The organism is Candidatus Seongchinamella marina (assembly GCF_026262685.1).
GTDB classification, from domain to species: domain Bacteria; phylum Pseudomonadota; class Gammaproteobacteria; order Pseudomonadales; family Halieaceae; genus Halioglobus; species Halioglobus marinus.
Map to the genome: position 1 here is coordinate 651,530 of NZ_SHNP01000003.1, position 21,442 is coordinate 672,971.

18 protein-coding genes are annotated in these 21,442 nt (G+C 54.8%); 10 read left to right on the forward strand and 8 right to left on the reverse strand.

Features of this window, described 5'->3' with window-relative positions:
• Positions 1-95 precede the first annotated feature (95 nt).
• The 4 genes from EYC87_RS11335 to cmoA form a co-directional block, all read right to left on the reverse strand.
• A complete protein-coding gene (locus tag EYC87_RS11335) occupies positions 96-683 on the reverse strand; it encodes an acyl carrier protein phosphodiesterase (protein ID WP_279252967.1) in 588 nt (195 codons plus the stop codon).
• Positions 680-2,272: a glutamate--cysteine ligase gene (gene gshA / locus EYC87_RS11340; protein ID WP_279252968.1), complete on the reverse strand. Its 1,593-nt coding sequence runs from the start codon at positions 2,270-2,272 to the stop codon at positions 680-682. The genes EYC87_RS11335 and gshA overlap by 4 nt, the downstream gene beginning before the upstream one ends.
• A 115-nt stretch (positions 2,273-2,387) precedes the next feature.
• Positions 2,388-3,383, reverse strand: coding sequence for a tRNA 5-methoxyuridine(34)/uridine 5-oxyacetic acid(34) synthase CmoB (gene cmoB / locus EYC87_RS11345; protein ID WP_279252969.1), 996 nt, complete (start codon positions 3,381-3,383; stop codon positions 2,388-2,390).
• The gene (gene cmoA, locus EYC87_RS11350) at positions 3,383-4,114 is read right to left on the reverse strand and encodes a carboxy-S-adenosyl-L-methionine synthase CmoA (RefSeq protein ID WP_279252970.1); all 732 of its coding nucleotides are present in this window, start codon (positions 4,112-4,114) and stop codon (positions 3,383-3,385) included. The genes cmoB and cmoA overlap by 1 nt, the downstream gene beginning before the upstream one ends.
• 157 nt (positions 4,115-4,271) lie before the next feature.
• Here cmoA and EYC87_RS11355 point away from each other — a divergent pair, with 157 nt between their 5' ends.
• Positions 4,272-5,102: an esterase/lipase family protein gene (locus tag EYC87_RS11355; RefSeq protein WP_279252971.1), complete on the forward strand. Its 831-nt coding sequence runs from the start codon at positions 4,272-4,274 to the stop codon at positions 5,100-5,102.
• Positions 5,103-5,163: 61 nt separating this feature from the next.
• Here the strand turns inward: EYC87_RS11355 and EYC87_RS11360 are convergent, their stop codons facing one another.
• Complete coding sequence (locus EYC87_RS11360) at positions 5,164-5,349, reverse strand: hypothetical protein (RefSeq protein WP_279252972.1); 186 nt, start codon at positions 5,347-5,349, stop codon at positions 5,164-5,166.
• A gap of 145 nt (positions 5,350-5,494) precedes the next feature.
• Here EYC87_RS11360 and pepD point away from each other — a divergent pair, with 145 nt between their 5' ends.
• Positions 5,495-6,937 carry a beta-Ala-His dipeptidase gene (gene pepD / locus EYC87_RS11365; RefSeq protein WP_279252973.1) on the forward strand — a complete coding sequence of 481 codons (1,443 nt, stop codon included), beginning with the start codon at positions 5,495-5,497 and terminating at the stop codon, positions 6,935-6,937.
• Between the two features lie 15 nt (positions 6,938-6,952).
• Complete coding sequence (locus tag EYC87_RS11370) at positions 6,953-8,140, forward strand: amino acid aminotransferase (RefSeq protein ID WP_279252974.1); 1,188 nt, start codon at positions 6,953-6,955, stop codon at positions 8,138-8,140.
• Positions 8,141-8,144: 4 nt separating this feature from the next.
• On the opposite strand, the gene EYC87_RS11375 is transcribed toward EYC87_RS11370, so the two are convergent.
• Positions 8,145-10,022, reverse strand: coding sequence for an ATP-binding cassette domain-containing protein (locus tag EYC87_RS11375; RefSeq protein WP_279252975.1), 1,878 nt, complete (start codon positions 10,020-10,022; stop codon positions 8,145-8,147).
• A gap of 65 nt (positions 10,023-10,087) precedes the next feature.
• Positions 10,088-10,984, reverse strand: coding sequence for a LysR family transcriptional regulator (locus EYC87_RS11380; protein ID WP_279252976.1), 897 nt, complete (start codon positions 10,982-10,984; stop codon positions 10,088-10,090).
• A gap of 91 nt (positions 10,985-11,075) precedes the next feature.
• Here EYC87_RS11380 and EYC87_RS11385 point away from each other — a divergent pair, with 91 nt between their 5' ends.
• The 3 genes from EYC87_RS11385 (at position 11,076) to EYC87_RS11395 (ending at position 15,380) form a co-directional block, all read left to right on the forward strand.
• Positions 11,076-13,025 (forward strand): acetoacetate--CoA ligase, encoded by a 1,950-nt coding sequence (locus tag EYC87_RS11385; protein WP_279252977.1) that lies wholly within the window; start codon positions 11,076-11,078, stop codon positions 13,023-13,025.
• An 85-nt stretch (positions 13,026-13,110) separates the two neighbouring features.
• Positions 13,111-14,295 (forward strand): acetyl-CoA C-acyltransferase family protein, encoded by a 1,185-nt coding sequence (locus EYC87_RS11390; RefSeq protein WP_007229612.1) that lies wholly within the window; start codon positions 13,111-13,113, stop codon positions 14,293-14,295.
• A 50-nt stretch (positions 14,296-14,345) separates the two neighbouring features.
• Positions 14,346-15,380, forward strand: coding sequence for a COX15/CtaA family protein (locus tag EYC87_RS11395; protein WP_279252978.1), 1,035 nt, complete (start codon positions 14,346-14,348; stop codon positions 15,378-15,380).
• A gap of 4 nt (positions 15,381-15,384) precedes the next feature.
• Here EYC87_RS11395 and EYC87_RS11400 read toward each other — a convergent pair whose 3' ends face one another.
• Positions 15,385-15,603, reverse strand: a complete 219-nt coding sequence (locus EYC87_RS11400) for a hypothetical protein (RefSeq protein ID WP_279252979.1) — start codon at positions 15,601-15,603, stop codon at positions 15,385-15,387.
• A gap of 400 nt (positions 15,604-16,003) precedes the next feature.
• Between EYC87_RS11400 and EYC87_RS11405 the strand changes: the two genes are divergently transcribed.
• The 4 genes from EYC87_RS11405 to EYC87_RS11420 form a co-directional block, all read left to right on the forward strand.
• The gene (locus EYC87_RS11405; RefSeq protein WP_279252980.1) at positions 16,004-18,127 is read left to right on the forward strand and encodes a type I secretion system permease/ATPase; all 2,124 of its coding nucleotides are present in this window, start codon (positions 16,004-16,006) and stop codon (positions 18,125-18,127) included.
• A complete protein-coding gene (locus EYC87_RS11410) occupies positions 18,124-19,533 on the forward strand; it encodes an HlyD family type I secretion periplasmic adaptor subunit (RefSeq protein ID WP_279252981.1) in 1,410 nt (469 codons plus the stop codon). The genes EYC87_RS11405 and EYC87_RS11410 overlap by 4 nt, the downstream gene beginning before the upstream one ends.
• A 22-nt stretch (positions 19,534-19,555) precedes the next feature.
• Entirely contained in the window at positions 19,556-20,185 is a 630-nt protein-coding gene (locus EYC87_RS11415) for a response regulator transcription factor (protein WP_279252982.1), read from the forward strand.
• A 460-nt stretch (positions 20,186-20,645) separates the two neighbouring features.
• On the forward strand, positions 20,646-21,442 hold a 797-nt coding region (locus EYC87_RS11420), incomplete at its 3' end, for a retention module-containing protein (protein ID WP_279252983.1).

The following is a 21,442-nucleotide window of genomic DNA, read 5'->3' on the forward strand; positions in this document are numbered from 1 at the left end:
GAAGCGCGTTCCTTCGGGGCTCAGGTCGTTACGGTAGGGCCTTTTAGTCCGCTATGCAATAACCGCTAAGCCGACTTCGATAGTTAGCCGCGTGTTTAGTTCCACTGATGCTTTTTAAGTCCGCAAAACTCGATGAGTTCGGGGTAAAAATTCAGGAAGGATAACTCCAGCTGCGGTCTTACCGGGTCGAGGTGTTGGGCTACCTGCAAGAACGGATTTTCACGCTGGAATCGCTCACCAATGCGTGCGGCGGTTGCTGCGATACTGTCCCATTGGCCGTACACGCTGAGTAAATCGTGCTGCTGCATTCGCAAAAGCATACGTCGGGCACCAGGACCTAAATGGTGCTTGCGGGATTCCAGGTTACGGTAAATCGTCGCGTTAAAAGCGTCCAGGGGCAGCGTACTGTAGTTGTGCCAGTGCTTGCTAAGATAATGGTCGAAGCTGAGGTCGATGAGGATTCCTGAATAGCGCCGCAATTCCAATGGAAATTGAGCGCGTAGTTCTGCCATTTTTGGGTGTTGGTCGGTAAAGGCGTCAATTGCCCGATGCAGTTTGACGCCCAGTTCAATCCCCTTGGGAAGATGTCCTTTTAGCGGACCTTTCAGGTAGTCCCCTTCCAGCGCGCCGACAACCAACTCTTCCTCGGGCCAGGCTAGTTGGAAGTGGGCTAGAAAGTTCAAGGCTTGGGAAGGGTCTCGTACTGGCCGTAAAAATTAGCCAGGTATTGTTCGAAGCTGACCTCGTCTGCAGCTTCTACTGCCTGCTGGGCAGTGAGCGATAGTTCGGCCTCGGCTGCATAGTGAGCGGTTTTTTCTGCGTCTGCAGGTTGCTGCCGAAAGTGGTCTGCCCAAAGCTGGCTGTAAGACAGCGCAAGACGAAAGAAGGGTTTGCCTTGTTCACGCATTTCCCGCAATACCCTCGCTGAGGGAGTGAGCTCCGAATCTGCGATTTTGGCGGACTGTACTTGCAGTGACTCGCCGTATGCTTTGCTCTGATGGGCGTTATCCAGCGCCTTGGAAATATCCTGCATGTCACTCAGTAAGGAGTTCGCCCAATCGGACATCAGACTCGACCCATTGCAGCTGCTGAGTTCGAGGCCAGGTTCACGCCCGCGATTGACGACAGCGTTCATATTGGCCGCCATGCAGTCCTGTTCCTGCTCAGTGCAGGCGGGGCTCTCTTCCAGCAAACAGTAAAGCAGGAAGGTATCCAGGAATCGTATTTGTTCAGCGTCTATGCCCACGGGTGAGAACGGGTTGACGTCTACGCAGCGAACCTCGATGTACTCGATGCCGTTTTCGGTTAAGGCATGCAAGGGCGTTTCGCCTGACAGGGTCACGCGCTTGGGGCGTATGGGGCTGTAAAATTCGTTTTCGATCTGAAGCAGGCTGTCGTTCAGTTGCTGGTATTCGCCTGATTCACCCGAACTCAGGTGGGCATAATCCGGGTGAGGTTGCATGATTGCTGCGCGCAGGGTTTCTACGTAATTGGCCAGCGAGTTGTAACAAATCCTCAGTCCTTTTTGCGCATTGCTGTTATAGCCCAGGTCACTCATGCGCAGGGCCGTGCCATGAGGCAGGTAGAGACTGTGGCCATCGCCAAAGGGCTCCAGGCCATGCTGATCGTGGTTGCGCAAAAAACTGCCGCAGATAGCCGGGGAAGCACCAAACAAGTAAATCAGTAGCCACGAGTAGCGACGAAAATTGCGGATAAGGCCCAGGTAACGCTCGCTTATATAATCCTGCAGCTCCCCGGGTTGGCCGGCTTCTGCCCAGGCCTGGTCCCAATAAGCCTGGGGCATGGAAAAGTTGTAGTGGATACCGGCAATGGTTTGCATGACCCGGCCGTAGCGATGTCCCAGGCCGTAGCGATAAACGGTTTTCATGCGTGCGACGTTGGAGCTGCCGTACTTCGCGACCGGGATGTCTTTATCTTCTCCCAAAAAACAGGGCATAGAAGCACACCAAAGCATTTCCTCGGGCATCTGGTTGTAAACATATTGGTGTATGTCCTCCAGAGTTTTCAGGCTGCTATAAATGCCAGTGTCTACCGGAGTAATGAACTCCAGCAGTGCCTCGGAATAATCGGTGGTAATTGAACCGTGAGTGAGTGCTGAGCCAAGGGCGCGAGGGTGGGGCGTTTGTGCCAGAGCACCATCGGGGGTGATGCGCAGACTTTCTTTTTCAATGCCGCGGCCGATGCTGCAAAGCAGCGACGTTTGCTGGCTGCCGGTCAGTGATTCAAGCTGCTTCTGCAAATGGGAAGGCAAGTAGCGCTCCTTATTAGTATTGGATAAAAACCAGTGTGTTCGCTTCGGGGCGCTTTCACCACAGGCGGGACAAGTTTAGCTGTCCTGTAGGTATGAGTACAGACAAGCAGCTCGCCTAGTTATCCAGCGGTTTCCAGGTTCCAGGCACTCGTGCAGTAAACACAGCCCTTCGGGGTGCAGGGTGCCCCTCTATGGATTTGCTGCTGTCCTGTGGGTCAAGGAAATTAGCCAGGGAATGAAAGGTCATCCAGTCGGTAGAACGCTGTTCCTCTATAGATGTTAGTCCCACATCTACAAGTCGCGGCTCGACGAAACCAGTTTTTTTCAACCAGCTAGCCAGGGTGTCACAACTGGGCAGGAACCAGACATTGCCCATGCGTGCATAGCGACCTTCCGGCACCAGTGTGTCGCCCAGCTTGCCATCAATGACCAGGGTTTCCAGGACCAGTTGGCCGCCCGGACGGAGGCAGTCTCGCAGTTCCCGCAAGTGATCCATGGGCGAGCGTCGGTGGTAGAGCACGCCCATGGAAAATGCGGTATCAAATGCATTGAGCTTATCTGGCATTTGTTCGATACCAGCGGGCAACAACCAGACATTGGTTTGTTGGAGGTACTTCTGCAATGCCCAGAACTGCACGACAAAGAGAGGGGTGGGGTCTATGCCAATCACTTCTCTGGCGCCATCGCCGGCCATGCGCCAGCAGTGATAGCCGCTTCCGCAACCCACATCAAGCACTCGCCGGCTTTGAAGAGAGTCGATGCCACTGCCAAGTCGGTCCCACTTCCAGTCAGAGCGCCACTCGGTATCAATGTGAACGCCAAATAAGTCGAACGGCCCCTTGCGCCAGGGATGTAGCCCCATTAATTGTTGAGTGAGCGACTCCAGCGCCGACGATGGCAAGGGTTGGTTGCAACTGGCTCCAACACGAGCGCTATCGAGGGTGATTTGGTCCGGGACAATGTCGGGTAGAGAGTTCAGAACATCCATCCAGCGAGCGAGGTCGCCGTAGCGTTTATGGGACAGACCTGTCTCCAGTTGTTCGGGTAACAACTGTGCCCAGCGATCGAGATCGCCGTCTTGCCACTGCTCGATAAGCGGTCGATAGTCCATTACTTAAGAGCGACCAGGGAAGCGAAGTTAAAACACTGGAACCAGACATCGCATGAGCCGAAACCGGCGCTGGCAATGCGCTGCTTATGGGTCGCCACGGTTTCTGGTAGCAGTACGTTTTCAATAGCGGCACGCTTTTGTGCGATTTCCATATCGCTGTACCCATTTGCCTTTTTGAACTCATGATGAAGCTCAATATTGAGTTCGTCTAAATGCGGATCCTCGAAAGTAACCTTTTCCGAAAGCACCATGACGCCGCCTGGTCGCAAGCCATCATAGATACGCTGGATAACTTCATTTCTTATCGCTAGCGGAATGAATTGAAGGGTAAAGTTAAGCACAACCACCGATGCGTTTTCGATGTTCACGTCTTCCAGGTTGCTGCAAATAAGGTCTACCGGTGTATCGTGGGTGTCGGTGTCGATGATGTTCCGGCAACGTTCCAGCATGGCCGGTGAGTTGTCGACCGCAAGGATGCGGCAATCTTTGCCGCGCAGTTCCTGGCGCATCGCCAGGGTAGAGGCTCCCAGGGAGCAGCCCAGGTCGTAAAGCACGCTGCCTGCAGCGGCGTAGCGCTGAGCCAGTAGACCGGTCATGGCAACGATGGTGGTATAGCCAGGTACCGAACGCTTTATCATGTCGGGAAAAACCCTGGCCACGTTTTCATCGAAGGTGAACAGGCCCGCTTCTCGCAAGGGATCGGCGTAGATGGTATCTCGGCTTTCGCTCATGCTTATTAACTCAGTTGGGTGATCGGTAAATGGCGCGCCCGGACGACGAGTGCGATTCTAGCATGAAATATTAAACCGGCCGGTCGGTAATGTTCTGTTGCTGGCCGTCCAAAGTGGAGACAATGGAGGCACATCTTCTGTTCGTAGGGAATATAAAATGCCGATAGCAGCGAGCCATTTCGTTTCGGACATTCGACCCCCAAAATTACGCCACAGCATTGGCGAACTTGGCCGGGTGGCTCTGGAGGCGGGGACCAGCGTGCTTTGCAAGGGCCTGTTCAAGACTCTGCCCGAGGGAGATGGCCACTCGGTGATGACTCTGCCGGGCTTTATGGGAGCCGATGGCTCTACTGGAATGTTGCGCCAATTCCTTAATGAGCGGGGCTACAATGCTATTCCCTGGGGTATGGGCCGCAATGCCAGCGATGCCCGGGCTAATAGCATGGAGGAGTTCATGCGCCACCGCGCGGAGCTGGAACAGCAAATCGCCCAACGTGTCGAAGCTGAGTTCCATCGTTCGGGGCGCAAGCTAAGCCTGATCGGGTGGAGTCTCGGTGGTCTCTATGCGGTCGCGCTGGCCCATCGCTATCCGCAGTATATTCGCCAGGTAATTACATTAGGCACCCCCTTTGGTGATCCCCGAGGCACGGCACTTTACAGCTTCATGGCTCGCATGAATCAGCAGTCGGGGGACGAATCAGAAGAGGCGCTGCGTTATTGGGTGGACTACACCTACAGCGGCGGTGAATTAGAGGTGCCCATACTCGCACTCTTCAGTGAGTCAGATGGCATTGTCGGCAAGGGTATTGCACGCTGTGAAGGTGACCCTCGCTATGTTACTAATATGGCCGTCATGGCCAGCCACGTAGGCTTTCCCTTTAACCCGCTGGTGTTCGCGGTGATTGCCAATCATATGGTGGCGCCAGAACAGCGCTGGTCAATATGTGCGAGTGAGCGAATAGCGCCTTTTGTGAAGGCGGTGGGCTAAAGCGGGACTTGCGGGCACAGCGCTTGTTGCGTGCCTTGGCGGCCCGCAACAAGCCAGGGTTTTAATTAGCGCTGCGAATCAGTTTGGAATCTTCATTACCGAATTGGCGGCCAACGGGTATACGCTGGTCGAAACGGGCAAAGCGGTTGCCGCTTTGTACGTCAAAACTCACTGAATTTTGCCGGGCAAATTTGATGCTGGAGAGAAACTCCACCAGGCTCACTTTGCCTTCATCCATTCTTTTCATGACGATCTCTATTAGTATTGAACCACTAGGGGAGTAGTTTAAGGCGAGGTCTGGTGAATTGGGCGTAAAAATTGCGGTTAAATTGTGTGAAAAATGACCTCTGGGGCTATAATGCTCCGCCCCCGAATTTGCTGATAAGGCCACAATGAAACCTGCCAACTACCCCCAGCAGCCCTCCCATTTATGGGAGCACTTTTATCAATTCACCCAGATTCCGCGGCCCTCGAAACAGGAGACGGCGGTGCGCCAGTATCTGCTGGACCTGGCTGACAAGTCGGGTCATCGGTGTCAGATGGATACCGAAGGCAATCTGGTAATTTATGTGCCGGGCTCCAGTGGCAAGGAAGCTAGCCCCACTGTCATTATCCAGAACCACCTGGATATGGTGACGGTGAAAACTACGGACCGGGAACACAACTTTGAAACAGACCCCTTAACGCTGCAGGTCTGTGACGGCTGGCTGGGTGCAGATCGCACCACCCTGGGCGCGGATAATGGCGTAGGTTGCGCAGCGGCGATTGCGCTGATGACAGACCCTGAGGTAGTGCATCCTCCTCTGGAACTGCTGTTCACGGTTGATGAGGAGACTGGTCTAGGCGGCGCGCTCAACCTGGACGCATCCATGCTGACAGGCACATTGATGCTCAACCTCGATACCGAGGATTGGCACGAACTTTATATCGGCTGCGCGGGTGGCGCGGGTTGGCAGTTTTCTCGCAGCTTCTCGCAAGAGCAGGTTGCCAGGGAAGCCGAGTGCTGGCAGTTGACGATACGTGGTCTTGCGGGCGGTCACTCAGGGATTCAAATTCACGAGCAGCTTGGCAGCGCAATCAAACTGTTGGGAGAGGGTCTGCGTGGTGCGCCCGGATTGCAACTTGCGAGCATTGATGTTGGTGTCGCTCATAACGTCATACCTCGAGAGGGAACCGCAACATTCGTTTGCGACGCGGGCGCAGGTGCAGCTTTAAAGCAGCAACTGGAGGCGTTGCGGGAGCGAGCGGTCGGTTACCTGCCGGCAGCTGATAGCGAGCTGGAAATGGAGCTTGTCGCCACCCGGGTGGACGCGAGCCTCGATGAAGTTGATTCGATGCGTTTGCTGGATTTGATTGCTGCTTTTCCCCATGGTGCCCAGGCCTATAATCTGGAGCAACCGGCTGATCTGGTAGACATCAGCATTAATCTGGCAATTCTGCGGCTGGAGCAGGGAGAGCTCTATCTCGAATCCAGCTACCGTTTTTTCAATGAGGACCAGTCCTTGCCTTTGCAGCATTCAGTGTTGGCATTGGCGCGTGCATTTGACCTGGAGGTCACCCCCGATGTGGGCTATCCCGGTTGGCAGCCAGACTTCACCAGCCCGCTGCTGGAACAAGGCTGTGTGCTGCATGAGAAAATGTTTGGCCACCGGCCTGCGGTGAAAGCCATTCATGCCGGTCTGGAATGCGGCATACTGAAAAGCAAGAAACCCGATGTGGATATACTGTCCTTCGGTCCTACTATTCGCGGCGCTCACTCGCCGACAGAACGCCTGCAAATCGATACCGTTGAACCTTTCTGGCAGTTCCTTAAGCAACTGCTGGCTGAAATCTGATTTTGAGGATTACCCATGCTGGATAAACTTGAACGTCTTCCTGCCGATTCTATTCTTGGTCTGGCGGCTATCGCCAAGGCGGATGCAAACCCTAATAAAGTTGACCTGACGGTGGGCGTTTATATGAATGAAGACGGGGTTTGCCCGGTCTTTAAAGCGGTGAAAATGGCGCAGGCCGCGCTGCAACAGGAAGAGGTGAGTAAATCTTACTTGCCTCCCGCGGGAGTTGACGCCTTTAACGACGGGATGCAGCAGCTCTTGTTCGGCGCCGGTCACCCGGCCTTGAGGGATGGCCGGGTTAGTAGCGTACAAGCACCCGGCGGCTGCGGTGCCTTGCGTATTGGCGCGGAGATTATTTTTGCCGCTGCTCCCACAGCAAAGGTTTGGGTGAGCGATCCAACCTGGCCAGTGCACTTGCCGTTGTTGGGTAGCGTAGGGCTGGAGTTTGAGACCTACCGTTATTACGAGCCCGTCAGTCACGGAGTAAACTTCGATGGCATGGTAGAGGACTTGAAGCGAGCGCAGACTGGTGACGTGGTGCTGCTGCACGGCTGTTGCCACAACCCCTGCGGTGCAGACCTGTCGCTGGAGCAGTGGGGGGTTGTAGCGGACATGGCAGAGGCCCAGGGCTTTGTGCCCTTTGTCGATATTGCCTACCAGGGTCTCGGGGACGGTTTGGAAGAGGACGCTGCGGGATTGCGTCTTTTGGCCGAGCGTGTGCCAGAGATGATTATCGCTGCCTCTTGTTCCAAAAATATGGGGCTTTACAGGGAGCGCACCGGCGCTGTGATGTTCGTTTGTCAGAATCGGGCGAATGCGGAGGCACTAGTGAGTCAGGCGCTGGTCGCCGCGCGCAGAGTGTACTCAATGCCACCGGCACACGGTGCACTTATTGCCGGGCGCATCCTTTCGGATCAAGCGCTGGATGAGATTTGGCGAACTGAGTTGATGGACATGTGCGGTCGTATGAATGGGCTGCGCACTGGCCTGCGCGAAAAGCTGGAGGCTGCCAGCAGCAGGGACTTCGCCTTCATTGAAAAAGAAAAGGGTATGTTTTCATTCCTGGGTCTGTCTACCAAGCAGGCGATCAGGCTGCGAGAGGAATACTCGGTTTACATGCTGGACTCGTCGCGTATTAATGTGGCCGGAGTTAATGCTCGCAATATTGATTACCTGGCTCAGTCAGTAGCGTCGGTATTGTAGGAGATTAGTCCTCCAACTCAGCCCAGCGCTCCATTGCCTGTTCCAGTTCTTGCTGGATTCGGCTGACCTCATCCAGAACTGATTGCACTGCTGTATGGTCTTGCTGGTAAAAGTCAGCGGCGGTCATGTCGGTCTCCAGCTGGGTCTGTTTGGCTTCCAGTGACTCTATCAACCCAGGGAGTGAGTCCAGTTCACGCTGATCTTTATAAGACAGCTTGCGTTTCTTGTCGGGAACTTTCCTTGCAGGTTCAGCTGTCACAGCTGCTGCTGGTGACTGACCTTTGGCGGACGATGCAAGGTCTGCAAGATTCCCGCCCCTGGCTTCCCAGTCGCTAAAACCGCCCGCCTGCTCTTCGATAACCCCATCACCTTTGAGCACCATCAGGCTGGTGATGACGTTGTCCATAAATTCACGGTCGTGCGAAACCAGCAGCACGGTGCCTTCAAAAGAAAGCAGAATTTCTTCGAGCAACTCCAGCGTTTCGATATCAAGATCGTTGGTCGGCTCGTCCAGCACCAGCATGTTGGCGGGCTTGCTGAACAGGCGAGCCAGTATTGCCCGATTTTGCTCGCCACCGGAAAGCGCTTTCACTGGCGTGCGCACCCGCTCAGGGCTGAACAGGAAATCTCCCAGATAGGAAATTGCATGGCGGCGTTTGCCGTTGATTTCGATAAAGTCCTGACCGCCACACACGTTGTCGATCAGGTTCTTTTCCGGGTCCAGGTGACCGCGTAGTTGATCGGAGTAGGCGATCTCCAGTTTGCTACCCAGTTTGACAGTACCGCTATCGGGCGTTAATTCGCCTAGCAGTGTTTTCACCAACGTGGATTTTCCGGCGCCATTGGGGCCGACAATGCCGATGCGGTCGCCGCGCTGAATGATGGTGCTAAAGTCTTCAAGAATGACCTTGTCGTCAAAAGCGTGACTGACGTGCTGCAGTTCCGCCACGATCTTGCCGGAGCGGGAGGCATCTTCCACACCAAAATCAGCACGGCCCTGGCGTTCCCGTCGCTGGTTGCGTTCGTCGCGCATCGCCTTGAGGGCCCGCACTCTGCCTTCATTGCGGGTGCGCCTGGCCTTAATGCCTTGGCGAATCCAGACTTCTTCCTGGGCGAGCTTTCTATCAAACAATTCATTGGCGCGCTCTTCGGCGGCCAATTCCTGGGCACGATGATTAAGAAAGCCTCTGTAGTCGCCGCGCCACACAGTCAGGTGACCCCGGTCCAGCTCAGCAATGCTGTTAACCACGTTTTGCAGAAAGCGCCTGTCGTGGGTGATAAGAATCAGGCAACCTCGGTAATTGCGCAGTTGCTCCTCCAGCCAGGCGATGGCCGGGATATCCAGGTGGTTGGTGGGCTCATCCAGTAACAGGATATCCGGTTCACTGACCAGCGCCCTGGCCAGAGCGACTCGACGTCGCCATCCTCCTGATAGCTCCCCCATGGCGGCGTCGGCCGGAAGTTGCAGTTGGCTGAGCGTAGTTTCGACTTTTTGCTGTAAATTCCAGCCGTCCACTGCTTCAAGCTTGTGCTGGACCTTGGCCAGGGCATCCATATCATCGCCCTGAATCAGGTGGTGATATTGCGCCAGCAGCTCGCCAGCCTCTTCGAGGCCACCAGCGACCATATCGTAAACAGACAGTGCCCCCGCTTCCGGCAGGGTCTGCTCCAGCCTGGCCATGTTGATGCCGGGTCGAATCCAGCGTTCGCCGGAGTCTAGCGCCTGCTCTCCCGCGAGAATTTTCAGCAGAGTGGTTTTGCCAGCACCGTTGCGCCCGAGCAGGCCGAGTTTGTCACCGCGAGTGATGCTCAGTTCCACGTTGTCCAACAGGACCTGGGTGCCGTAATGAAGGCTGGCTTTGTCGAGCTTGAGTAAAGGCATGGTCTAGGCGTTGGCTAAAGGGAGGCGAATTCTACGCCACAGCGCCCTCTGCTGCTACAGCCTTGCTATGAGACCTTAGAGAAATGCTCCAAGAGATGGGCAATGAGTGCCTGCGCAGCTCCAGAGAGTGAGCGCCGCTTGCGGGTAAAGATACCCACCTGGCGCTCAATCGATGGTCGCCCGATGGTTTTGCATAAGATACCCAGGCTTTCCATTTGCTGTCGACATAGCTGTGGTACAACCGCCGTGCCCAGCCCCACGGATACCATGCGGCCAATGGTCGCTAACTGGTTTGCCTCCAGTAAGCGGGTAGGGGTGACGCCTGCTTCAGACAGCGCTTTTTCGGTAGTATTGCGCGACCAGGAGCCGCGGTTCATGGCGATAAAGGGTTCTTCCATCAGTGCCGTCCAAGACAGTTTTTTACGGGCAGCGAGTGGAGATTTCGGGTGCACCAGGGCAATCCAGCGGTCGGTAAACAGCGGAGTGAATTCAAGGCCGTCCATTTGATCAGGCTCGAAGGTGATGCCCAGTTCCACCTGTCCTTCGCGCACCGCATCAATCACCGATTCCATGACCACATCCTCGACGCTGATGTTGATGTCAGGGTATTCCCGCTGGAAGGGTGCAAGGGCTTCTGGAAACTGATTCATCGCGAAGGAGGGCATCACCGCTACCCGGATTTTGCCCTGCTGCAGATTAAATGCACGGCCCAGGTCATCAAAGGCCTGGTCCCAGTCGGCGAGCAGGCGGCGCGCCACTGGCAAAAACTGACGTCCCTCTGGACTCAGCTGTAGGGAGCGAGTGGAACGTGAGAACAGGCTACCGCCTGTTTCCTGTTCCATGTTTTTGATAGCGACGCTCAAAGCAGGCTGGGACAGATGCAGTAGTTCACTGGCCTCGGCAAAGGATTGGGACTGGGCCAGGGTGACAAAAGCCCGCAGTTGACGGAGAGATACATTCATTAAATAAATTAAATAAAACATAAAAATAATCAATTTGTTAAATATATTGGCTTCATCCATATTGCGCAATCTGTTTAAGGAAAATTTCCATATGCCCCAGCCACTTTGGAATCCCAGTCCACAGCGTGCAAACGCTGCTCAGATTACTGCTTTTCAGCGGCAACTGGTTGAGCAAGGCAAGTATGTGGGCGTAGGCTATGCCGATCTGCACCGTTGGTCTGTCGAGAACCCGCAGGATTTCTGGCGCGCTGTTTGGGACTTTGGCCAGGTGATTGGAGAGGGCGACACCTCTCAGGTTCTCGCTCATGAGAATAAGTTTCCGGGTGCACAGTGGTTCCCTGAAACGCGATTGAATTTTGCCGAGAATCTGCTGCGCCATCGCGATGAGCGCACTGCCATTGTGTCGCTATTGGAAAATGGCGAGCGTCGCGAAACTTCCTACGCTCAACTTTATATCCGAGTCGCACAACTGGCATCAGCGCTGCAGGCGCAGGGAGTGCAGGCGGGTGATCGCGTCGCCGGCTTTATGCCGAATATCGAAGAAGCCGTCATCGCCATGCTGGCGGCAACCAGCCTGGGAGCGCTCTGGTCATCCTGCTCGCCAGACTTTGGTATCAATGGGGTGATGGATCGTTTTGGCCAGATTGAGCCTAAAATTCTGTTTGCTGCTGATGGTTATTATTACAACGGTAAAGCTTGCGACTCACTGGAGCGTTTGGCCTCCATTCGCAAACAGATCCATAGCATTGAGAAAGTGGTGGTCGTTCCCGTCCTGCATCAAATGCCAGATGTCAGTGCTATTGAAGACTCGGTGCTGTTTGCTGATTACCTGGATGACAGTGCCAGCGAGGTGCAGTTTCGGCGCCTGCCCTTCGACCATCCTCTTTACATCATGTATTCCTCGGGTACTACTGGCGTGCCCAAATGCATTCTTCATGGCGCTGGCGGATCTCTTTTGCAGCACATTAAGGAACACCGTCTACACGTAGACCTGACGCGCGAGGATGTGTTTTTCTATTTTACTACCTGCGGCTGGATGATGTGGAACTGGCTGGTTTCCGGACTTGCCAGCGGCGCTACCCTGGTGCTGTATGACGGGTCACCTTTCGCGCAGGAGGGGAAGTTGCTGCTGGATGCCATCGACCGTGAAGCAATAACCGTTTTTGGTACTAGCGCCAAGTTTATCGCAGCGCTGGAAAAAGCTGGCCATAAGCCTCGACAAAGTCATGACCTGGGGAGCGTGAAAGCGATTCTTTCCACGGGGTCGCCGTTATCGCACGAGAGCTTCGAATATATATACCGCGACTTCAAAGATGATGTTTGTCTGTCCAGTATTTCTGGAGGCACTGACATCCTGTCCTGCTTTGTGGGGGGTTGTCCGACTCTGCCCGTTTATGTGGGGGAAATACAGGCGCCGGGGCTGGGTCTTGCCGTTGAAATCTGGAATGAGGCAGGTCAGTCCGTCGTCGAAGAAAAAGGTGAACTGGTGTGCACCCGGCCCTTTCCGTGTGCGCCCATTGGCTTTTGGAATGACCCGGACGGCAGCAAATATCACAGTGCCTATTTCGACAGCTACCCGAACATCTGGGCCCACGGCGACTATGGTGAAATCACTGAGCATGGCGGTTTTGTTATCCACGGACGTTCAGACGCAGTGCTTAACCCCGGTGGCGTGCGCATTGGAACTGCGGAAATTTACCGCCAGGTAGAGCGTATCGAAGAGGTGTTAGAAAGCATTGTTATCGGTCAACAATGGCAGGACGATGTCCGGGTGGTTTTGTTTGTCGTGCTGCATGACGGCGTGTCACTGGATGAAAGCCTGCAAACCCGGATCCGACAGTCGATTCGCGAAAACACGACACCTCGGCATGTGCCGGCGGTGATCGTGCAGGTCACTGATATCCCTCGCACCATCAGTGGCAAAATAGTCGAACTGGCGGTGCGTAATGTGGTGCACAACCGACCGGTGAAGAACACCGATGCCCTGGCAAACCCAGAGGCGCTGGGCTTGTACCACGATTTGCCCCAGTTACAGGCCTGAGCGGGCCTGAATTCCTGCAGGTGTTCTGGTAAAGTGGCGCCCGCGTTGAGTTTAAGTACAGCAACTGCGAGTTAAGGGAATAGTAATGAGTGATCGTGAAGTAGTCGTTTTAAGCGGTGTTCGCACCGCAATCGCTGATTTTGGTGGCAGTTTAAAGGATGTTCCTCCTACGGAACTTGCTGGTCAGGTGGTTGCAGAAGCAGTAAAGCGCTCAGGCCTTGAGGGCGCTGACATTGGCCACTGCGTGATCGGCTCAGTAACCCACAGCGATCGCAGAGACATGTACATGAGCCGGGTAGCGGCGTTAAAAGGTGGTTTGCCGATCGAGACCCCCGCACTAACAGTCAACCGTCTGTGTGGCTCGGGTCTGCAGGCCGTTATCTCTGCCGCCCAGATGATTTTGTTGGGAGATTGTGACGCGGCAGTGGCCGGCGGAGCCGAATCTATGTCGCGCGTTCCCTACTGGCTGCCCAAAGCTCGCTTCGGCGCGCGTATGGGCGATGCCACCATGGAAGATCCTATGATGGGTGCGTTGACCTGTCCGATTGGCGATACCCATATGGGCATTACCGCTGAAAATCTGGCTGACAAGTACAGTGTGTCTCGCGAGGAGCAGGATGAACTGGCGGCCGAGAGTCACCGTCGTGCTCAACATGCCATTGAGGGGGGTTACTTTAAAGACCAGATTCTTCCGATAGAACTGAAAACACGGAAGGGTGTGACCGTGTTTGACCAGGACGAGCACGTTCGCATGGACGCCACCGCAGAGAGCATCTCAGGGATGCGCCCGGCGTTCAAAAAGGATGGCAGCGTGACCGCTGCTAATGCCTCCGGAATTAATGATGCCGCTGCAGCAGTGGTGATGATGGAGAAGAGCGTTGCCCAAGCGCGTGGCCTCAAGCCTATGGCCCGCATGTTGGGCTATGCCCTGGCGGGTGTAGACCCGGCGATTATGGGGATTGGACCCGCACCGGCAGTACGCCAACTGCTTGAAAAAACAGGCGTGGCACAGGACGATATCGATATCTGGGAATGCAACGAGGCTTTTGCGGCCCAGGCGTTGTCAGTCGTGAAAGAGCTCGGCCTTGACCCCGCCAAGGTAAATCCCAACGGATCCGGTATTTCCCTGGGTCACCCAATTGGCGCAACTGGAGCGTTAATTACCGTAAAGGCGCTGTATGAACTGGAGCGCACCGGAGGCCGCTATGCCGTTTCCACCATGTGTATTGGCGGCGGTCAGGGTATCGCGGCACTGTTTGAGCGGGTTTGACACGCCGCTTCTAAAATTGATTGAACTGGAACCAATAGACGCTGAGATAAATGTTAGCTAACCAACGACAGCAAGACTACGACCGCCAGATTGCCAGCTGGCTGCTGCTTTGCGCGGCAGTTATTTTCGGCATGATCATGCTGGGCGGAGCCACGCGGTTGACCGGATCTGGGCTCTCGATGGTGGAGTGGAAGCCCCTGATGGGGGTGATACCACCGCTGGGCCAGGAAGCCTGGCAGGAAACCTTTGACAAGTATAAGCAGTACCCGGAGTACCTGAAGGTTAATCGGGGAATGGACCTGGATGGCTTCAAGTCGATTTTCATGTACGAGTATCTGCACCGTGTATTGGGAAGGTTGATTGGGGTGCTGTTCTTCGTTCCCATGGTGTTCTTTGCCATGAAGGGGCGAGTCAGGGCCGGCGTCATGCCCAAACTGTGGATTTTGTTCTTGATGGGTGGGCTGCAGGGCTTGCTGGGTTGGTTCATGGTCAAAAGTGGCCTGGTAGATAATCCTCGAGTTAGTCAGTACCGACTAACCTCGCATCTAGGGTTGGCCGTGGCTATTTATGCCTACATGCTCTGGGTCGCATTCGATTTATTGTTCCCTCAGGGCAAAGGTCGGCACCCGCAGGCGACCTATTCAAGGGTGCTGACTATTCTCGTGTACCTGATGATTCTGAGCGGCGGCCTGGTGGCCGGCACCCGCGCAGGGTTTGCTTATAGCACCTGGCCTTTGATGGGTACCAGCTTTGTGCCACCTGGCCTCTATGCGCTGGATCCGGTCTGGTTGTCGATGTTTGAAGACATCACCACTATTCAGTTTAACCACCGCATGTTTGCGTACTTACTGTTTGGCCTGGCCCACTTGCTGGCATGGCGCAGCTGGCGTAGTGGTTTGCCCGCGCGCGGAGGGCTGGCAATGGGGCTGCTGCTGGTGGCGTTGTGGTTGCAGGTCATTATGGGTATCAGTACGCTGCTGCTGCATGTGCCGGTCTGGTTGGCGGTGGCCCATCAGGGAGGAGCGGTGGCGTTACTGACTGCCGCTTTGTTTGCGAGTCACGTGCTGGTAAAACAATCGTCCTGACCGACTAAAACATATGCCCTGATATGTCATCGTGGCGACGACCCCGGTCTTTGCGCCGGTCGTCTTTGGTAGGCTCAAAACGTACCTCTGTGCGTCTGTCCACGATACGACGCCGGTGATTGCGTCGGCGCTCTACGCCCATATACTGCGTGTTGCCTTTAGTATTTGCACTGTTGGTGCCTGTACCTAGTTCTCGTACTTCAAAATGTGCTGGTTTTGACATCGCCCTAACTTTGGTCTCTAGCTCAACGTTAACTCGCTTGTAGTTTGAACCAGCTTGATCGCCATGGCAGCTTAAAATTATCGGTATTGTGAGCGAGCTCACACTACCCGAGGCTAAATGACTCGCAAGCCCTCTCAGGCATGATCAAGATCGAAAATGGGCAGAAATCACGGTATTTTTTCCTTTACTGACTCGTAGCTTTGCAATATCGACGGGAAAACTTGGGATATCTCTAAGTTTGTGACCTGAGACGCATTACTTTCGTAGTAAATGAATGCGTTCTGACCTATGCTTTCCGATCAAAATAATTGTTTGGATTCAGCAGCTTAGTTGATGTTGCCCGAAACCGCGGGACCAGCGGTAGGGATTGCTGACAGCATCATTGGAGTGGAAAGACAGGATGACTCGTAACGACGACCCATTGCTGCAGTGCCTGCTGGCGCTATGTCGCTTTCACGGTAATGCTTCTACGGCAGAAGCTGTGATGGGAGGGCTACCCGTGGATAGTGGTGCCCTCACACCTGCATTGTTCGAGCGCGCGGCCAGTCGGGTGGGATTGACCAGTCGGATTGTGTATCGCAGTCCGCAGGAAATTGAACCAGCGCTATTGCCGGCAGTGGTAATGTTGGAAGGCGAGCATGCCTGCCTGTTGATGGGTTGGGCAGAGGGCGGAAAATTTGCCAAAGTGGTTTATCCCGAGCTCAATGAAGCGGCGGTGACTATCTCCAGGGAAGAGCTTCTCGAAAAATCAAGCGGGGCGGCCATCGTCTGTCGTCCGCGTTTTCGTTTCGACCAGCGTGCGCCTCGCACTGGCACCTCTGATCGCGGCCACTGGTTCTGGGATGCCATGCGCGCCAACATGCCGATATATCGGGACGTGTTGCTGGCTGCGTTTTTTATTAACGTCTTTGCCCTGGCCTTGCCGCTGTTTACCATGAACGTTTATGACCGGGTGGTGCCCAATCAGGCGGTAGAGACTCTGTGGATGCTGGCAGCGGGTGTGATTATCGTGCTGATTGCCGATATCAGCTTGCGCAGCATGCGCGGCTATTTCCTTGATCTTGCTAGTCGACGAGTAGATATCAAGCTGTCGGCCCTGATTATGGAGCGGGTGCTGGGTATTCGCCTGGAGCACAGACCACTGTCGGTAGGATCTTATGCAGTTAACCTGCGTTCCTTCGAGACGGTACGTGATTTCATTACCTCAGCTTCGGTTACCACGATCATCGATATTCCTTTTGCGCTGATTTTCATTGGCGTGATTGCTTGGATCGCCTGGCCTATTTTGATACCCCTTTGTATTGGTCTTGCCGTCGTATTGGGCTTTGCGCTGTCGGTGCAGGGCAAGCTGAAAGAGCTGGCGGAAACCACTTACCGTGCAGGCGCGATGCGCAATTCCACCCTGATCGAATCCCTGGTGGGTCTGGATACTATTAAGGCCATGGGCGCGGAATCGCGCATGCAGCGTCGATGGGAAGACACCACGGCTTTTCTTGCCCACGTGGGTGTGCAGCTGCGCTTACTTTCTACTTCCACTGTTAATGTGACTCAATGGTCTCAACAAATGGTCACCATGTTTGTGATTGTCACCGGTGTTTACTTGATCACTGCTGGTGAGTTGAGTATGGGCGGCCTGATCGCCTGCACTATGCTTTCGGGGCGAATTATGGCGCCCTTTGGGCAATTAGCAGGCCTGATTACTCAGTACCACAACGCAGAAATTGCTTTGAAGTCACTGGACGAGGTGATGGCCAAGCCGGTCGAGCGCCCTGAAGGTGCGCAGTTCCTGTCGCGCGAAATGTTCAATGGCGAGATCGAATTCAAGCACGTTTCTTTTGCCTACCCGGGCGCGGAAATGGAGTCTTTGAATGATGTTTCTTTCAAGATTAAGCCTGGTGAGCATGTAGCGATTTTGGGCCGAGTCGGTTCGGGCAAGTCCACCCTGGAAAAACTGGCTATGGGTCTCTACCAGCCCACCAAGGGCGCGATCATGATCGACGGGATTGACCTGAGGCAGTTAGACCCTACCGAGCTGCGCTCGCGGGTTGGTTACGTGCCTCAGGACGTGACGTTGTTTTATGGCAGCTTGCGGGACAATCTCACCCTGTCCAATTCTCAGGTCGCCGACTCGGCGCTGGTTCAAGCAGTGGAGATCGCCAACCTCGCAGACTTTGTTAACCGTCACCCCCAGGGCTTTGACATGATGATTGGTGAGCGTGGCGACTCTCTCTCGGGCGGACAGCGTAAATCCGTGGCCCTGGCCCGAGGCATTATTAACGAGCCGCCGATACTGTTGATGGATGAACCCACCGGCTCGATGGACCACTCCACTGAGAATGCGGTGAAGAAGCACCTGGAGCAGTTTGTGAAAGGCCGCACCTGGCTGGTGGTCACGCACCGTAATTCCTTGCTGGAGATGGTGGACCGCATCATCGTGATCGACAACGGCAAGCTGGTTGCCGACGGCCCAAGAGACAATGTGATTCAGGCCCTACAGCAAGGCAAGATAGGTAAGGCGCAATGAGCGAGCAGGAGCAATTAAACGAGATGGTCCAGGAGGCGCCTGCCCGCCGTGGTCTTGCCCGTCGTCTGGTTGATCGATTGTTCTCGCCTTGGATGAAGGACATCAATACCGCGCCTTTCGACTGGCAGCAGGACGCTCACCGGGCGTTCGTTGAACAGCAACCCTTGCGGGCCCGCGCGCTGCTTTATGTGGTTGCCCTTATCGTGATTGGCCTGGTTGTCTGGGCCTCACTGGCTAAAATTGATGAAGTAACGCGAGGCCAGGGTAAAGTCATCCCATCGCGCCAGGTACAGGTTATTCAGTCGCAAGATGGTGGTGTGGTGACTGAAATTCTGGTGCGCGAGGGCGACCTTGTCACCAAAGGACAGCTTTTGGTTAGCCTTGACCAAACGCGCTCTCAGTCCTCGTTCAGGGAAAACCGTGCCGAGTACCAGGCCTTGGCAGTCAAGATTGCCCGCTTGACTGCGGTGGTAGATAAAACTGAGTTCCGGCCAGACCCTTCGTTAATAGAGGCGGTGCCAGGCATTGTGAACCAGGAGCAGGCTTTGTATGAATCCAGTCAGGCCGAACTCGGCTTCGAAAAACGGATCGCACAAGAACAGCTGGTGCAGCGAGAGCAGGAATTGATCGAGGTCAAGGCGCGGGAGCGGCAAGCTGCGCGATCATTGCAGTTAACAGAACAGGAACTTGGACTGACCAAGCCCATGGTGGTATCGGGAGCGGTATCGGAGGTAGAAATTCTGCGTTTGGAGCGGGAGGTCAACCAGTTGAGCGGGGAGCGCAAGCAGGCGGCGGCCCAAATTGACCGAATCGAATCTTCTATCCAAGAAGCAAAGAGCAAGGTGTCCGGGGTGGAACTTGAGTTCGTCAACGAAGTGCGAGAGGAAATGGCAGATACTATTACCCGCATGAACGCCCTGCGTGAGTCGGGCTTGGGTCTGTCCGACCGGGTTAAACAGACCGAGGTGCGTTCGCCTGTTAACGGTACGGTCAAGCAGTTGTATTACTACACGATTGGTGGCGTGGTGCTGGCTGGTAAAGAGATTATCGAAGTGGTGCCCGCGGATGACACCTTGTTGTTAGAGGTGAGAATTAGGCCCAAGGATATTGCCTTCCTGATGCCGGGTCAGAAGGCGTTGGTGAAGTTCACTGCTTATGATTTTGTGGTTTATGGTGGCCTCGACGGGATAGTGGAGCACATCGGTGCAGATACGGTAATGGACGAGGAGGGCAACCCCTTCTATGAAGTATTGGTGCGTACCGATGAGGTGGGCATTGCCGAGGACAAGCCCATCATCCCGGGCATGACGGTAGAGGTCGACATCCTCACCGGCAAGAAGACCGTTCTCGCCTACCTGATGAAACCGGTACTGCGCGCCAAGCAGTATGCTATGACAGAGCGATAAAGGAACCTTAGACGAAGCTTTGATGGAACACTTATTTATCACCCCTACTGGAGAGTTGCGTGACCGCTGGGAGCAAGCGTTTCCGCGAGGGCGTGCAGCTGCGCGGGTCGCTGATATTGGTGAGGCCACCTCTGGCTCGCAAGGAATAGTTTGGCTCGATATTGCTGCTTTGGCACCTGCCGAGCGATCCGCAGAAGTCCAAGCCGCTGCAGCCTTTGGCTGGCCGGTGGTTGTGATGGCGGCTACACCGGGAGAATCTGAGGCATTTCAGCTACTTAAACAGGGTGCCGTAGGCTATTGTCACCTCAAGGCCGCGCCCGAGCAGCTGCGTGAAGTCGCTCTTGTGGTGGAGCACGGTGGCTTTTGGATGCCCCCTGAGCTCATGCAGCGCTTTCTCGCACTGTCCACCCGCGTTGTCCCCACCAAAGCCCCAGTGTCCCGGGAGCTTAATGAACTCACCTCGCGAGAGTTAATGGTGGCCGAGCAAGTCGCTCGCGGCGCGAGCAACCGTGAAATATCTCAGGCCCTGAGCATCGCTGAGCGGACAGTGAAAGCGCACCTGTCGGCTATTTTTGAGAAGCTCGGCGTGCGCGATCGTGTCCAGCTTGCGCTGGCAATGAACAATATACCCACCCACACCACCGTCAACTAGCTGATAATTTCTGAGGCGCTGTTCCGGCGGCACCGCTTTCCAGTCTTTGTCTAAATGGCAGGTTACTTGTCATTTCAGCGGCCATAGTTGCGCAGATTCCTCCATTCTTACACTGCGTAAAACAGCGTTTAAACTCCCAACCTTGTTTCACTGGCTTATCCCAATGGCGCCCTTGTCAATGCGAGCCTTCGGCTTCTCAGGCAACTATCCCCATCAAAGTAGCTCAAGCCAACCGGTTACCGGTTGTGAAATCCATCACACTTAAAGTTCGACCCAGAACACAAAAATGTGAACCAGTTCACAGTTCTCCATGCCAGGCCCGTTTATTGCCCAAAAGTACAATGCGCGTTAACGGGCCGCAGGAGTAATATGTTCGTTCGGAAAAATGAAATGGACAAACTATTTTCCCGCATAGATTAGTTCTTACCCTGGCCAAAGGTGGTCACAACAGGAGATAAATATGGATCCCGTCGCAATCGCAACCGTAGTGGCAGTCACTGGTAATGCTTATGCAAGGAACGCAGATGGAGAATTGCGCGAAATTCGTCCCGGGGATGTTCTCCTGGAAGGCGAAACGATCGTAACGCCCGACGGCGGCACGGTTGAACTGTCCCTTTCGGACGGCAGCCCCATGGTTGTTGATGTACCCGAACTGACTCTCACCACTGATATGGTGGCAGACCTTGCTCCCGGCGCTGATGAAAGCGCCGTTCAGGATGAATCCATAGACGCCATACTGGCGGCGTTAGAAAGCGGTGAAGATCTGGGTGACATATTAGAGGCCACAGCAGCGGGCCCCGGTGCTGGCGGCCCTGCTGGCGCAGGTCACAGCTTTATACGCCTGGGCCGTATTGCCGAGGGTGTTGACGAGTTTTCTGGCATTGCTGGCACTGTGGCTGTGGATTCCGAAGCTGCGGTTGATCAGAACTTTTCCCCGGTTGATGCGGTTGATGATTCGGCGCAAACGGCAGCAGGTGAGTCCGTCACCATAGCGGTTGAACTCAACGATATCTTTTTAGAGGGTGAGGACGTGATCTCCATCACTCAGCCTCAGAACGGTACCGCTGTTCTTAACGACGACGACACTGTTACTTATACGCCGAATGACGATTTTTCTGGAGAAGACACATTTACTTATACAGCGGTGGGCCCGGATGGCACCCAGGGTGATACGGCGACTGTTATTGTCGAAGTGACGCCCCCGCCCGTAGAGCCACCAGTAGAGCCACCAGTAGAACCGCCAGTCGAGCCGCCAGT

Bases quoted from the DNA above. Each gene is read 5' to 3' on its own strand.
- cmoB (WP_279252969.1), bottom strand. From the start codon at position 3,383: ATGGACTATCGACCGCTTATCGAGCAGTGGCAAGACGGCGATCTCGAT.
- cmoA (WP_279252970.1), bottom strand. From the start codon at position 4,114: ATGAGCGAAAGCCGAGATACCATCTACGCCGATCCCTTGCGAGAAGCG.
- EYC87_RS11355 (WP_279252971.1), top strand. From the start codon at position 4,272: ATGCCGATAGCAGCGAGCCATTTCGTTTCGGACATTCGACCCCCAAAA.
- EYC87_RS11360 (WP_279252972.1), bottom strand. From the start codon at position 5,349: ATGAAAAGAATGGATGAAGGCAAAGTGAGCCTGGTGGAGTTTCTCTCC.
- pepD (WP_279252973.1), top strand. From the start codon at position 5,495: ATGAAACCTGCCAACTACCCCCAGCAGCCCTCCCATTTATGGGAGCAC.
- EYC87_RS11370 (WP_279252974.1), top strand. From the start codon at position 6,953: ATGCTGGATAAACTTGAACGTCTTCCTGCCGATTCTATTCTTGGTCTG.
- EYC87_RS11375 (WP_279252975.1), bottom strand. From the start codon at position 10,022: ATGCCTTTACTCAAGCTCGACAAAGCCAGCCTTCATTACGGCACCCAG.
- EYC87_RS11380 (WP_279252976.1), bottom strand. From the start codon at position 10,984: ATGAATGTATCTCTCCGTCAACTGCGGGCTTTTGTCACCCTGGCCCAG.
- EYC87_RS11385 (WP_279252977.1), top strand. From the start codon at position 11,076: ATGCCCCAGCCACTTTGGAATCCCAGTCCACAGCGTGCAAACGCTGCT.
- EYC87_RS11390 (WP_007229612.1), top strand. From the start codon at position 13,111: ATGAGTGATCGTGAAGTAGTCGTTTTAAGCGGTGTTCGCACCGCAATC.
- EYC87_RS11395 (WP_279252978.1), top strand. From the start codon at position 14,346: ATGTTAGCTAACCAACGACAGCAAGACTACGACCGCCAGATTGCCAGC.
- EYC87_RS11400 (WP_279252979.1), bottom strand. From the start codon at position 15,603: ATGTCAAAACCAGCACATTTTGAAGTACGAGAACTAGGTACAGGCACC.
- EYC87_RS11405 (WP_279252980.1), top strand. From the start codon at position 16,004: ATGACTCGTAACGACGACCCATTGCTGCAGTGCCTGCTGGCGCTATGT.
- EYC87_RS11410 (WP_279252981.1), top strand. From the start codon at position 18,124: ATGAGCGAGCAGGAGCAATTAAACGAGATGGTCCAGGAGGCGCCTGCC.
- EYC87_RS11415 (WP_279252982.1), top strand. From the start codon at position 19,556: ATGGAACACTTATTTATCACCCCTACTGGAGAGTTGCGTGACCGCTGG.